This window comes from Parasphingopyxis sp., from assembly GCF_052168295.1.
Taxonomy (GTDB): Bacteria; Pseudomonadota; Alphaproteobacteria; order Sphingomonadales; family Sphingomonadaceae; genus Parasphingopyxis.
In genome coordinates this window covers 1-13490 of record NZ_JBQLZN010000081.1, presented here as the reverse complement: position 1 = coordinate 13490, position 13490 = coordinate 1, and the positions used below count along the sequence as shown (strand labels likewise).

Sequence of the window (13490 nt, the reverse complement as noted above, 5' to 3'; positions counted from 1 at the left end):
ATCTTCTCGGTGATCACATCGCCATAGGATTTGTGCGGCGGCAGTTCCTCGTCCCACCAGACGTCATAACCGAGCGCCGCGCATTTCTCGGCGAGCAGCCGGACCTTGACGCGATTGTCGCGCGAATAGGAGAGGAAGATGTCGACCATGGCAGTGGACGAGGATAACTGTTCGCCGCTCGGACATAAAGCAGCGCGTGCCGCGTTCCGGCGAACGCGGTCCTAGCCCTCGTCCGTCATCCGGTCGCAGTTGAGGCGCGGCGTGCCGCCGGCATCGGTCGTGTAGCGGCATTCGACGCTTATCTCGTTGCCGCTGTCCGGATCGCGGATCGTGGCATTGCCGATATAGCGCGATCCGTCCGGGCTCAGCTCCATGGTGACGGCGGTAACCTCGGCGCCTTCCGCCTCATAGGCATCGCGCACGGCATTCTCGACGAGCTCGCGATCGCGATCGGCGCTTTCTTCGGCAGCGGTCGCAGCCGATTCCTGCGTGGATTCTGGCGCGCCGCATGCGGCAAAAAGAAGCGCGGCGGTAACCGCTGCTGCAATACGGTTTGGGACGGTCATGGGCATCCTCGCTGGTTCGAGGCCAGCTCTATCCTAATTCACCGCCTCCTTACCAGCGCGGATTGTCAGGGCGCGCACCGCCAATTGGCATCGCCATCGGAGAGATCGACCGTGCAGTCATGGCGATTGCGCTGGCCGGTCTGCGGGTCGTTATATTCGACATAGCCAGTATAGCTGGTGTCGCTGTCGGATGTCAGCTCGGCATAGACGCCCTGCGCACCGCGTTCCTCATAGCCGTCGACGATCAGCTGGGCGAGGTCGTTGACGCGCGGATAGCATCGCCAGGACGCCTCGCCGTCGACGGCCGGTTCGACCGAGCATTCCAGCGTGCGCTGGATATCGTTCTGCTGGGGAACGGTATATTCGACCTCGCCGATATAGCCGCCCTCTTCGGTTTCCTCGAGGCTGACGGCGATATTCTCATAGCCCTCGCCCTCATAATTCTCGATGATCGACTGTTCGATACTCTCCTGGCTCGGCCCGCCAAAGCTGAATTCGCATCCCGTCAGCGCGAGCGCCATCGCCGCCGCTGCGGTCAGTCCCGCTATCCGTTTCATTGCCTGCCCCCTTTTCGATTCGTGCCCGTTATAAAAATTGCGGCAAATCGCGGATCGAGTCAAAGCGCTCCGCAGCTCTCTCTATTCCGGAAAACGCGGATCGAGGCAGAAAATATCTTCCGCGCCGCCTTCGACGCCGGCGGCCGTACACTCGAGCGTGACCTCTTCGCCATTTGCGGGATCGGCGATCACGGCCTCACCGGCATAATCGCCAGTGTCGGTCCGGAAGATCCGCACGCCGGTAACGGTGGCGCCGCGGCCTTCATAGGATGAACGGATATGGCTTTCGATCAGTTCGATCACCGCGTCGGCGTCATTGGCCGCGTCGGTGGCCGTTTCCGGGTTGTTGGCAGGCGTCCGGTCCGCGGCGGATGTGTCTACGCTATCGGTGCGTGTCACTTCCGTTTCGGAGCAGCCGGCGAGCGTCATCACGGCCGCTGCGCCGACGATGGCGAGATGGTCGATGCGCATACTTCCCCCTTTGAGTTTCGAAACTATGCGAGGGGGACGCGCTTGAAAAGCCTCACGCGAGCGCGGAATAGATCAGCGTCTTCAGCTCGCGGCGGATCGGATAGGTGTTGGAGGGCTGTAGCTGGGTCATGAAGACCATCGTCAGGTCTTCCACCGGATCGACGAAAAAGGCGGTCGAATACAGGCCGCCCCAATAATATTCGCCTTTCGAGCCGGGGATCATCGTGCGCGCGACATTGTCGGTGACGGCAAAGCCCAGGCCGAAGCCCGTTCCGGCATTCTGCGTCTCGCTGAACATCGCGATCGACATATCGGCAAGGTCACGGCCGCCGGGCAGATGGTTTTGCGTCATCAGCGCGATCGTCTTGCGGCCGAGGATGCGGGTATCGCCGAGCGTGCCCTTGCCGAGCAGCATCCGGCAGAAGCGATGATAATCGGCGGATGTCGAGATCAGCCCGCCGCCACCCGAGAGCAGCTTGGGCGGCTTCGACCAGATACTCTCCGCCGCACGGTCGAACATCACCGGTTCCTTCGGCGTCCAGCTCCAGCAATCGCCGAGCCGGTCGAGCTTGTCTTCCGGTACGGTGAAGACGGTGTCGTCCATGCCGAGCGGCGCGAAGATATGCTCGGCGAAATAGGCATCGAGCGTCTGGCCGGACACGCGCTGGATCACCGCGCCCAGCACATCGGTCGAGACGGAATAGTTCCAGGCCGTACCCGGCGAAAATTCGAGCGGCAGCGTGCCGAGATCGGCGACGAAACTGTCGAGATCGTGATTGCCGTGCCACTTGTCGATCTTCCGCTCGCGATAGGCGAGATCGATATTCGATCGGTTCTGGAATGCGTAGGTCAGCCCCGATGTGTGGCGCAGCAGGTCCACCATGCGCATCGGCGCTTCGGTCGGCGTGGTGGCGAACGGCAACTGCCCGCCGCCGCTCGCATAGACGCCGATCCCCTTGAACTCGGGCAGCACGCGGTGCACCGGATCGTCGAGCGCGACCTTGCCCCGCTCGACAAGCTGCATGAACGCGACCGAGGTAATCGGCTTGGTCATGGAGGCGATGCGGTAGAGCTGGTCATCGGCGAGCGGCGTACCGTCTTCGCGCGCCACGCCGTCCGACGCGAAGAGCGCGACATCGTCGCCCCGGCCGATCGTCAACTGGAAATTCTTCATCTTCCCGCTGGCGATGTAACGCTCGCTCACGAAGTCGGAGATGTAGGCCAGCCGCTCGGGAACAAAGCCGAGCGCGTCCGGATCGGCCGTCGGCGTCATTGATCGAAGATGATGACGGAGCGCGCGGTTTCGCCGCTCCGGAGCTTGTCGAAGCCCTCGTTGATCTGGTCGAGCGTGATGCGTTCGGCGATCACGGTGTCGAGATCGAGCTGACCATTCAGATAGAAGGCGACGAGCCGGGGCATGTCGCGCATGAAATGGCCCGAGCCCATCAGCGAGCCCATGATTGTCTTGCCCTGCAGGAATTCGGGACCGTGAATCTCGACATTCTGCCCGGGCGGGATCATGCCGACGACGACGGCCTTGCCCCCGCGGCGCAGCACTTTCCACGCCGTCTGCGTCGTATCGGTCCGGCCGACGCATTCGACAGCATAGTCGACGCCGCCGCCGGTCGCCTCGACAACCTGCTGGATGACGTCCTCGTCGCGCGCATCGAAGGTTTTGGTCGCGCCCATCTTTTTCGCCAGTTCCCGCTTCGAGGCGACCGGGTCGATCGCCACGATCTCTCCGGCGCCCGCGATTTTTGCCGAGTTGATTGCCGACAGGCCGATCCCGCCCGCACCGACGACGGCGACGGTCTCGCCGGGTCTCAGGCCGCAGGCGTTGAAGATCGAGCCGGAGCCCGTGATCACCGAGCAACCGATCAGCGCCGCCCGGTCCATCGGCATATCCTTGTCGATCGCGACACAGGCATTTTCATGGACGAGCATCTCCTCGGCGAAACCGGAGAGGTTGAGGAACTGCGCCATCGGCTCGCCATCATAGGAGAGCCGCGCCTGCCCCTCGGGCGAACGCTGCAAGGAACTGTCCTGGCACAGCGTGTACTGGCCGTTCTGGCACAGACCGCAGGTGCCGCAGGCCGGGGCAAGGAAGGTCACGACATGATCGCCGGGCGCGACATGGCGGACTTCGCTGCCGACCGCCGTCACGACGCCGGCTGCCTCGTGGCCGAGCACGGTGGGCAGCGGATAGGGATAGACGCCGTCGAGGAAATGCAGGTCCGAGCGGCACAGTCCAACCGCCGCCGTCTTGATCTTCACTTCGCGCGGGCCGGGTGCGTCGATTTCGACCTCGCCAATTTCCATCGGTTTGCCGGGCTCGACAAGAATGGCAGCTTTCATTCCATTTTCTCCTGACCTGCGCTCACCCTGAGCTTGTCGAAGGGTTGTGCACGACGCTTCGACAGGCTCAGCGTGAGCGCGGTTGGTGTTCGAATTCTATCGCGTGACGCCGATATCGCCGCTGCTCATCTCGTCGCTTTCGGTCGGCGCATGGCGGCCGAATTCCCAGCGGGCGATGGCGCGGGCATGGACTTCGTCCGGGCCGTCGGCGAGACGCAGCGTGCGCTGGCTCGCATAGGCGCGGGCGAGACCCGGATCGGTGGTGACACCGGCACCGCCGAACGCCTGGATCGCATCGTCGATGATGTCGAGCGCCATTTGCGGCGCGGACACCTTGATCATCGCGATCTCGTTGCGCGCCGTCTTGTTGCCCGCGCGGTCCATCATGTCGGCTGCCTTGAGGCAGAGCAGCCGGTTCTGTTCGATGCCGATCCGCGCCTTGGCAACGCGCCATTCCCAGATCGAGTGATCGGCGATCGTCTTGCCGAAGGCGACGCGCGACTGGAGCCGCTTGCACATCTTTTCGAGCGCTTCTTCGGCCACGCCGATCGTGCGCATGCAGTGATGGATACGGCCCGGCCCGAGACGGCCCTGCGCGATCTCGAAACCGCGGCCTTCGCCGAGCAGCAGGTTCGTCGCCGGCACGCGCACGTCCTTGAGGATAACCTCCATATGGCCGTGCGGCGCGTCGTCATAACCGAACACGGGAAGGTGACGGACGATCTCGACGCCCTCGGCATCGGTCGGCATCAGGATCATCGACTGCTGCTGGTGCCGCTGGGCCTCGAAATCGGTCTTGCCCATGACGATCGCGACCTTGCAGCGCGGATCGCCCAAGCCCGAAGACCACCATTTGCGGCCGTTGATGACATAGTCGTCGCCGTCGCGCTCGATCTTCGTCTCGATGTTCGTGGCGTCGGACGAGGCAACCTGCGGCTCGGTCATCAGAAAGGCCGAGCGGATCTCGCCGTTCATCAACGGGCGCAGCCACTGTTCCTTCTGCTCCAGCGTGCCGTACCGGTGGAAGACTTCCATATTGCCGGTATCGGGCGCCGAGCAGTTGAAGCATTCCGACGCAATGCCGACCCGGCCCATTTCCTCGGCGCACAGGGCGTATTCGAGGTTGGTGAGCTGTTCGCCTTCGAACTCGAACGTATCGTCCACATGCGTCTGGCCCGAATGGGGCGGCATGAAGAAGTTCCAGAGCCCCTTGGCTTTCGCCTTATCCTTCAGCTCTTCGAGCGTGTCGCTCGTGCCCCAGCGATTGTCAGGCGGAAACTCGGCGGCGTAATCGTCGACGCGCGGCCGGACTTCCTCGTCGATAAAGGCTTTGACGCGGTCGCGAAAATGGGTCTCGCGGTCCGAAAGGGTGAAATCCATGAAGAGTCTCCTTGATAGTCCGAATTCAAATCACATCGTGGCTTCGCCGGCCGCGCCGCGCATGCGGGCGATGCGCGCTTCGTGATCGGCCTGATCGATCGGGAAACGACTGACGATGGCCGCTGCCGACAGCGCTAGCACGGTAATGATGCCTGTATAAACCAGCGCGAGATTGTTGAGGATGGATTGCGGCACCTCCCCGGGTGTCGCGCCGATCGGAAAGGACACGAGCGCGATGATGCCGGCGGTGATCGCGATGCCCATGCCCGATACGCATTTCTGGACGAAGAAATTGCCCGCGAAGAATATGCCCTCGTTGCGCTTGCCGCTGCGCTCGGCATCGTCCTCGATCACATCTGTCAGCATCGAGACCTTGAGGATCAGCCCCGAGACGAGCAGGCCGCTGCCCAATGCCATGAACAGCACGAGGATCGGCAGCAGCATCGGATCGCCATTTTCCGGCATGAAGCCGAAAACGCGGCCGAGATAGGCGGCCGGGGTGAAGATGATCGACGAGAGGATGAAGGTATAGGCCGCGCGCCGCTTGCCGATCCGCCTGGACAGCTTCGCCGAAGCGATCACCGCGCAACCGATGCCGACGACAAGGCCGATCACGAACCAGGCGAGTGCGGCCGATTGGAGCTCCCAGAAATAGGTGATGAAATACATGAGCAGGCCGAGATTGAGGCCCATCGCGGAATTGGCGAACAGCGTGCACAGCATCAATATCTTGAAACCGCGATTGTTGAACGAGCGCAGGATCAGCCGCAGCTCCTCGCGCAGCGACTGACGCTGATAATTATTCTTCGGCAGATATTTGATCTCGCTATGGGTGCCGAGCGCCGCGATGATGATCACGCTCGCCATGATGGCCGCGGCGATAAGCGCGAAGCTCTCATAGCCGGCCGGGTTGAGCTGTCCGTCCGGATAGCCGGGGGCCGGCACGAGCAGGACCGTATAGGTGAAGAGCAGCATCGCCGAGCCGCCGAACCAGCCGAAAAAGAATCGCAGCCCGTAGAGCCGCGTGCGCTCGTGATATTCGCTGGTCAGTTCGGGGCCGAGCGACGCCATCGGCACTTCGAAGAAAGACATGCTCGCGCGGACGAGGAAGGCTGCACCGAAAATGAAGAAGAACATCTGCCCGTCGGTCAGTTCGGGCGGGTTCCACAGCAGGATGAAACACAGCGCCGCCGGTATCGCGGACCCGTAGAGAAACGGATGCCTTCGGCCCCAGCGCGTTTTCAGATTGTCGGACAGATGGCCGATCAGCGGATCGTTGAACGCATCGAACACCAGTGCGCAGAGCAAGGCGCCGCCGACGATAGTGGCGGGTACGCCGATCACCTGGTTGAAATAGAAGGTCAGTAACAGCGCGAAGCTGAGATCCTTGATGCCGAAAGCGACCGCGCCGAAGCCGAAGAAGAATTTCACCCGGGCCGGCACATGCCGTTCCAGCGGCACGGAAGGATTGCCTCGGGCGGCTCCGTCTGGCGCTGCGTCGTCCATCGAACCGCTATCCGGCCCCTTCCACTTGCGCTTGCGCTTCGATCAACTCGAGCAGGCCCGGCGTATTCTCGTCCCAACTGTGGCGATGGCCGACCGTGATCCCGCCATCGACGGTAAGATCGATGCCGTTCACGAACCCGCCGGCATCCGAACAGAGATAGAGCACGGCCTGCGCGATATCCTCCGGCGCGCCCGAACGGGAGACCGGCTGCGCGATCGGCGAGACCATGCGGATCGCCTGGTCGACGCGCTGCGCTTCTTGGGGATCGTCCTTGTACGCGTCGGCGAAGATATTGGTCATGATGAAGCCGGGGCTGATCGAGTTGACCCGGATATTGAACTTGGCGAGCTGCGCGGCGGAAAGCTTGGAGAGATGCCGTACGCCGGCCTTGGCCGTCGCATAGGCGACGGGGCCCCAGCCCGCCTCATGCGCATTGATCGAGGAGGTATTGACGATCGCGCCGCCCTCCGGGTTCTTCTTCATGTAATCGACGGCGAAGCGCGTGCCCATGGCGACCGAGCGCAGCAGCAGGTTCATCGTCGAATCCCAGGCATCCGCCGTCATTTCGTCGATCGTCTCGCGCGCGCCGCCGGCGCCGGCATTGTTGAACAGGATATCGATCCCGCCGAAATGCTCGGCGGCATTGTCCATCAGGCTCTTGAGATCGTCGACGTTGCAGACGTCGGTGGGCTGGAAGGCGAGGCGGTTGTCGAACCGCGCATCGGCGGCCATCGCGTCGCCGCTTTCGGCGTTCAGGTCGCCCATCATCACCTGCGCGCCCTCGGCGATGAACGCTTCGACGGTCGCCTTGCCGATGCCCGACGCGCCGCCCGTGACGACCACGCGCTTGCCTGCGAATCTCATACATCTCTCTCCAGATCCATGACGCTAGGGCAAAGCGATGAAGCCCGAAAGCCCGTTGCGTCCGAAAACTTTTTCTTGTGGCTTAGACGAGTATTGACGTAAACGTAAAGCAAGATTCGCGCTCCCGCGCCCGCGGGATTAGAATGGCGACGACCGATAGGAGATGGTGATGTCCGACCTCGAAACCTTCCGTAGTGAAACCCGCGCCTGGCTGGAGGCGAATTGCCCGGCCGAGATGCGCGAGCCGGTGCGCGACGAAGCCGATGTCTACTGGGGCGGCCGCAATGCGACGTTCAAGAACGACGCGCAGAAGGCCTGGTTCGAGGCCTGTCTGGAAAAGGGCTATACCGTGCCGGAATGGCCGACAGACTATGGCGGGGCAGGGCTCTCGCCGGCCGAGGGCAAGATCCTCAAACAGGAAATGGCGCGCATCAAGGCCCGCCCGCCACTATCGAGCTTCGGCATCTGGATGCTCGGGCCCGCGCTGCTTCATTTCGGCACCGAAGCCCAGAAGCAGCGGTTTCTCAATGAGATCGCCCGCGGCGAAATCCGCTGGTGCCAGGGATATTCGGAGCCGGGCAGCGGGTCCGATCTGGTTTCGCTCCAGACCTTCGGCGAGGACAAGGGCGATCACTGGGTTGTCAACGGCCAGAAAATCTGGACCAGCTATGCCGACCAGGCCGACTGGATTTTCTGCCTCGTCCGCACGGACAAGGAGGACAAATATCGCGGCATCACCTTCATGCTGTTCGACATGGCGAGCGAAGGGGTGTCGACCAAGCCCATCCTGCTGATCTCCGGCAGCTCGCCCTTTTGCGAGACCTTTTTCGACGATGTGGCGGTGCCGAAAGATTATGGCGACGGTGTCGCCAGCTATGTCGGCGAGATCAATCGCGGCTGGGATGTGGCGAAGTATCTGCTCGGCCATGAGCGCGAGATGATTTCCGGCATGGGCGGCGGTGGCGGCATGGGCTCGCTCGGCAAGGCCGTGCTGCCGAGCCTCGGCGAGGACGCGATGGGCCGGCTCGACGATCCGCTGCTGCGCGCGCAGCTCGCCGAGCTCGATGTCGAGGCGCTCGCCTTCAAGGCGATGGCCGAACGCTTCATGGACGAGCTGAAGGCGAAGAAGAACCATCCGGCCACGCCCAACATGATGAAATATGCGGGGACGGAGCTTAACAAGCGCCGGCACGAGCTGATAATGGCATCGGGTGGATCCGAAGCGCTCGAATGGGACAGCGAAGCCTCGAACGGCGGTTCGAAATCGCGCGACTGGCTGCGCACCAAAGCGAACAGCATCGAAGGCGGGACGAGCGAAGTGATGCTCAACGTCATCTCGAAGCGGATCCTCGAGCTGCCGGACGCGTAAATTTTGAGCCTCTCTCCCCTTGCGGGAGAGAGGTTGGAGAGAGGGGATCGCGAAGCGATTTTTGACCTCGGCGGTATCGAACCGCCTCGCTCAACCCCCTCTCCCTAACCCTCTCCCGCGAGGGGAGAGGGCATGACTGGAGAGACACAGAAATGCCCCTTTATCACGACGACGACCAGACGATGCTGCAGGATACCGTACGCCCCTTCATGGCGGCGGAAGGCAGCATCGAGAAACAGCTCCGGCATTGGCGCGATGAGAACTGCAAGGACGGTTTCGGCCATGCGCTGTGGAAGCAGTTCGCCGAAATGGGCTTCACCGGGATGCTGGCCGGCGAGGAAGATGGCGGGCTCGGCATGGGGCATGTCGAAGCCGGCATCGTGCTCGAAGAGATCGGCCGCAACCTGACGCCGTCGCCCTTCCTCACGACCTCGGTTGTCGGCGTGACCGCGCTTAACGATGCGAGCAAGGATATGCGCGATCAGTGGCTGCCCGGGATCGTATCGGGCGACACGGTGCTCGGCATCGCGATCGACGAGAGCGCCAAGTTTCGCCCGACGCATATTGCCATGAAAGCAGAGCGTTCGGGCAACGGCTTCAAGCTCAACGGCAAGAAACAGTTCGTGGTGCAGGGCGCATCGGCCGACATGCTGATCGTTGCCGCGCGCACCGGCGGCAGTGCGGGTGAGACAGACGGTATCACGCTGTTCGCGGTCGAGAAGGATGCGGCCGGTTTGTCGGCGGAGGCCGCTCGCCTCGTCGATAGTTCGATGGCCGCCCATGTCGCATTCGACGATGTCGAAGTGACAGCCGATGCCGTGATCGGCGAGGTCGATCAGGGCTGGGACGTGCTGACCAAGATGCTCCATGCGGGCCAGACGGGCGCGGCGGCCGAGACCGTCGGCGTCGGCGCGGGCGCCATGGACATGACGGTGAACTATCTCAAGGAACGCAAGCAATTCGGCCGCACGATCGGCAGCTTCCAGGCGCTCCAGCATCGCGCGGCACATCTCTACAGCGAGATGGAGATCGCGCGTTCCACCGTGCTGAAGGCGCAGCAGCTGCTCGACGAGGGCGATGAAGGCGCGCCGCTGATGGTGTCGGTCGCCAAGGCCAAGGCGAGCCGCGCGGCCAATCTTGCCGTGCGCGAAGGCGTGCAGATGCATGGCGGGATCGGCATGACCGATGAGTACGACATTGGCCTCTACATGAAGCGCGACCGCGCGCTGGCCGAGTTCATGGGCGACGCCAACTATCACGCGAATCGCGTGGCGGAGATGAACGGCTATTAGGCGACCGGGATCCCAAGCCCATGCTGTCCTATTCTACCGTTTTCGCGCTATGATCGTCTCCGTAATGAATCCGCACAGAGCATCCCTTTATCCGGCGCCGGTCCGGAAGGTCACAGTCGATGCTGCGGTCGCCTGGTCGGATCGGCGGTTTCCTGCGGCGAGCGGCAAAGGTCACAGTGACGGAAAATGGGCGTTCGGTGTCAACCGGTGTCGACCGGATCCCGCATAGGATGATGAGGAAGGACAGGCATTGGCTCTAGACCCCGAAACCTTCGACCAGCTTCTCGAGACCATTCACCGCTTCGTGCAGGAGCGACTGCGCCCGCTCGAGGGTCAGGTCGAAGCCGATGATGCGATTCCCGATGATGTCGTCGAGGAAATGAAGGCGATGGGGCTGTTCGGCCTGTCGATCGATCCCGAATATGGCGGCATCGGCCTGACGATGAGCGAAGAGGTGCGCGTCGCCTTCGAACTGGGCGGCACGACCCCGGCCTTCCGCTCGACCTTCGGCACAAACGTGGGGATCGGCAGCCAGGGCGTCGTGATTGCGGGGACGGACGAACAGAAAGCCGAATGGCTCCCGAAAATGGCGAGCGGCGAGGCGATCGCGAGCTTCGCGCTGACCGAACCCGATGTCGGATCGGACTCGGGCGCGGTGAAAGCCAAGGCCGTGCGGGATGGCGACGTGTATCGGCTCTCGGGCACGAAACGTTACATCACCAATGCCGACAAGGCATCCGTATTTACCGTCATGGCGCGCACCGGCAAGGAAGCGGGCGGGCGGGGCGTGTCCGCCTTTCTCGTGCCGCGCGACCTGCCGGGCGTATCGGTCGGCGAGTCGGAAAAGAAGATGGGGCAGCAGGGCGCCAAGGTCTGCGATGTCAATTTCGACGATGCACCCGTGCCCGCCGCCAACCGCCTCGGTGCGGAAGGCGAGGGGTTTAAGGTCGCAATGCAGGTGCTCGATCGCGGGCGGCTGCATATCAGCGCCGTCTGTGTCGGCATTGCGGACCGGCTGATCGCCGATTGCGTGGCCTATGCGAGCGAGCGCAAGCAGTTCGGCCAGGCGCTATCCGAGTTCCAGCTGATCCAGGCGATGATCGCGGACAGCAAGGCCGAAGCGATGGCGGCAAAAGCCCTCGTCCTCGAGGCCGCGGCAAAGAAGGACAAGGGCGAGCGGATCACGCTCGAGGCGGCGGCCGCCAAATATTTCGCCAGCGAGATGGTCGGCCGGGTTGCCGACCGCGCGGTACAGATTCACGGCGGCGCCGGCTATATCGCCGATTACGGCATCGAACGATTTTACCGCGATGTGCGGTTGTTCCGGATCTATGAAGGCACGAGCCAGATCCAGCAGCTGATTATCGCGCGAGAGACAATCAGGAATGGCGGGTAAACGCCTCTAGGAAAGGATTTTATTATGGACCTCAATTCTTTGTTCACCCTCGAAGGGCGCACGGCGCTGGTCACCGGGGGATCGCGCGGTATCGGCAAGATGATCGTACAGGGCCTGCTCGCCGCCGGATGCCGTAAGGTCTATATCTCGGCGCGCAAGGAGGACCAGATCGCCGCGGCGGTCGAGGAGCTCGGCGAGAAAGTCGTCGGCATCCCTATGGATATTTCGACGGTCGAGGGCTGCAAGGGCCTGGCCGCCGCCATCGCCGAGCATGAGGACAAGCTCGATATCCTCGTCAACAATGCGGGTGCGGCCTGGGGCGAGGATTATCTTAGCTTTCCCGAAAAGGGGTGGGACCGGGCGATGGACCTCAACGTCAAATCGCCATTCTTCCTGACGCAAGCGCTGCACCAGTTGCTGGTCAACGCGGCGAGCGCGGAGCGGCCGGCCAAGGTCATCAATATCGGCTCGATCGACGGCATGCGGCTCAATCCGTGGGAGACCTACAGCTATCACGCGTCCAAGGCGGCGATACTCTACCTGACCAAGCGGGTGGCGGCGCGGCTGGTCAAGGATCATATCTATGTCACCGCCATCGCGCCGGGCGCCTTCGCATCGGACATGAACAAGGCGGCGCGCGACGCGGGCGATGCGGTGGCGCAGTCCATTCCGGCGAAGCGCATAGGCGAGGCCGAAGATATGGCGGCGGCGGCTATCTATCTGGCGAGCCGCGCGGGCGATTATGTGATCGGCGAAACGCTGACGGTCGATGGCGGTCTGGTCCATGCCGATACGCGCACGAGCATCGCGGGGGATTAGCTCCGAACGAGCAGGAAGTTCATGCGCGCGGCGGCGATCGGCTTGTCCTCGCTTTCCTGCCAGGCGAAGCTTTCGACATTGGCCATGCGCTGGCCGAGGCGGGAAATCGTGGCCGCGGCATAGGTCAGCCGTTCGCGCCCGCCGCGCATATAATCGGTGGTGACGGTAATCGGTTTGGCTTGCGGCCGCGGCTCTTCTTCGCCGAGCGCATCCCAGAGCGTTGCGAAGGCGGCGATCTCTAGCAGCCCGGCGATGGCACCGCCGTGCAGGAATTTGGGGCGGCCCTGCACATGCGGGCCGAACGCCATCGTCAGCACGATCCGACCGTCATCGTCGCGCATGGTTTCGATCCCGAGCGCCTCGGCATACGGTGGCAGCGTCAACGTCATTGCGGCGCTCCGAGGAACATGAAGGTGCCGGTGACATTGGCGATCGGGCTGTCGGCATCGCCGTCATGCGCATAGCCGCGGACGAAGGCGACGTTCCGGGTATGCTTGTAGCATTCCATATGCCCCGTCACCCGATGCCCGACCTTGGCGGGGCGCAGATAATCGACGCGCAGGTCGATGGTGACGGTCTGCATGAACTTGCCCGTCGTCAGCATCACGCACATGCCCGAAGCCATGTCGCACAGGCTGATGATCGGGCCGGATGCGAGGATACCGGTGCGCGGATCGCCGATCAGCTTTTCGTCATAATCGATGGCGAGCTCCACCCAGTTATCGGCGTTCGCCACATATTGGACGCCGATCAGCCCGTTATGGCTGTGCCGGTTCAACATCTCGAAAAAGGCCCGCGGATCGATCTCGCCCGACGTCACCTTCTTGCGGATCTCGATGATGTCTTTCTGATCGGGCGGCATGGTGCACTTATCTCCACAGGCCGACAGTATCGATTATGGTCTTGCCATCGGC

The 13490-nt window shown here is 62.8% G+C and carries 14 protein-coding genes; 4 read left to right on the top strand and 10 right to left on the bottom strand.

Annotation, left to right across the window (positions count from 1 at the left end):
- Positions 1-221: 221 nt before the first annotated feature.
- From ACTS1Z_RS13265 to ACTS1Z_RS13230, 8 genes are all read right to left on the bottom strand, one after another.
- Positions 222-566, bottom strand: a complete 345-nt coding sequence (locus ACTS1Z_RS13265) for a hypothetical protein (RefSeq protein WP_442624949.1) — start codon at positions 564-566, stop codon at positions 222-224.
- A gap of 65 nt (positions 567-631) precedes the next feature.
- The gene (locus ACTS1Z_RS13260) at positions 632-1123 is read right to left on the bottom strand and encodes a hypothetical protein (protein WP_442624948.1); all 492 of its coding nucleotides are present in this window, start codon (positions 1121-1123) and stop codon (positions 632-634) included.
- An 81-nt stretch (positions 1124-1204) separates the two neighbouring features.
- Positions 1205-1594: a hypothetical protein gene (locus ACTS1Z_RS13255; protein WP_442624947.1), complete on the bottom strand. Its 390-nt coding sequence runs from the start codon at positions 1592-1594 to the stop codon at positions 1205-1207.
- Between the two features lie 52 nt (positions 1595-1646).
- Complete coding sequence (locus ACTS1Z_RS13250) at positions 1647-2867, bottom strand: serine hydrolase domain-containing protein (RefSeq protein WP_442624946.1); 1221 nt, start codon at positions 2865-2867, stop codon at positions 1647-1649.
- The gene (locus ACTS1Z_RS13245) at positions 2864-3949 is read right to left on the bottom strand and encodes a Zn-dependent alcohol dehydrogenase (RefSeq protein WP_442624945.1); all 1086 of its coding nucleotides are present in this window, start codon (positions 3947-3949) and stop codon (positions 2864-2866) included. Before ACTS1Z_RS13245 ends, ACTS1Z_RS13250 begins: the two co-directional genes overlap by 4 nt.
- Before the next feature lie 96 nt (positions 3950-4045).
- Complete coding sequence (locus ACTS1Z_RS13240) at positions 4046-5329, bottom strand: acyl-CoA dehydrogenase family protein (protein ID WP_442624944.1); 1284 nt, start codon at positions 5327-5329, stop codon at positions 4046-4048.
- Positions 5330-5359: 30 nt separating this feature from the next.
- On the bottom strand, positions 5360-6835 hold the full coding sequence (locus ACTS1Z_RS13235; protein WP_442624943.1) for an MFS transporter: 1476 nt from the start codon (positions 6833-6835) through the stop codon (positions 5360-5362).
- Positions 6836-6842: 7 nt separating this feature from the next.
- Entirely contained in the window at positions 6843-7700 is an 858-nt protein-coding gene (locus ACTS1Z_RS13230) for an SDR family NAD(P)-dependent oxidoreductase (protein WP_442624942.1), read from the bottom strand.
- 169 nt (positions 7701-7869) lie between these two features.
- On the opposite strand from ACTS1Z_RS13230, the gene ACTS1Z_RS13225 reads away from it, so the two are divergent.
- The 4 genes from ACTS1Z_RS13225 (at position 7870) to ACTS1Z_RS13210 (ending at position 12576) form a co-directional block, all read left to right on the top strand.
- Positions 7870-9069, top strand: coding sequence for an acyl-CoA dehydrogenase family protein (locus ACTS1Z_RS13225; protein WP_442624941.1), 1200 nt, complete (start codon positions 7870-7872; stop codon positions 9067-9069).
- 152 nt (positions 9070-9221) lie between these two features.
- On the top strand, positions 9222-10361 hold the full coding sequence (locus ACTS1Z_RS13220) for an acyl-CoA dehydrogenase family protein (protein ID WP_442624940.1): 1140 nt from the start codon (positions 9222-9224) through the stop codon (positions 10359-10361).
- Positions 10362-10611: 250 nt separating this feature from the next.
- The gene (locus ACTS1Z_RS13215) at positions 10612-11757 is read left to right on the top strand and encodes an acyl-CoA dehydrogenase family protein (RefSeq protein WP_442624939.1); all 1146 of its coding nucleotides are present in this window, start codon (positions 10612-10614) and stop codon (positions 11755-11757) included.
- A 24-nt stretch (positions 11758-11781) separates the two neighbouring features.
- Positions 11782-12576: an SDR family oxidoreductase gene (locus ACTS1Z_RS13210; RefSeq protein WP_442624938.1), complete on the top strand. Its 795-nt coding sequence runs from the start codon at positions 11782-11784 to the stop codon at positions 12574-12576.
- Here the strand turns inward: ACTS1Z_RS13210 and ACTS1Z_RS13205 are convergent.
- Positions 12573-12965 carry a PaaI family thioesterase gene (locus ACTS1Z_RS13205; RefSeq protein ID WP_442624937.1) on the bottom strand — a complete coding sequence of 131 codons (393 nt, stop codon included), beginning with the start codon at positions 12963-12965 and terminating at the stop codon, positions 12573-12575. The two genes, ACTS1Z_RS13210 and ACTS1Z_RS13205, sit on opposite strands and share 4 nt — an antisense overlap.
- Complete coding sequence (locus ACTS1Z_RS13200) at positions 12962-13438, bottom strand: PaaI family thioesterase (protein ID WP_442624936.1); 477 nt, start codon at positions 13436-13438, stop codon at positions 12962-12964. The genes ACTS1Z_RS13205 and ACTS1Z_RS13200 overlap by 4 nt, the downstream gene beginning before the upstream one ends.
- Positions 13439-13490 lie beyond the last annotated feature (52 nt).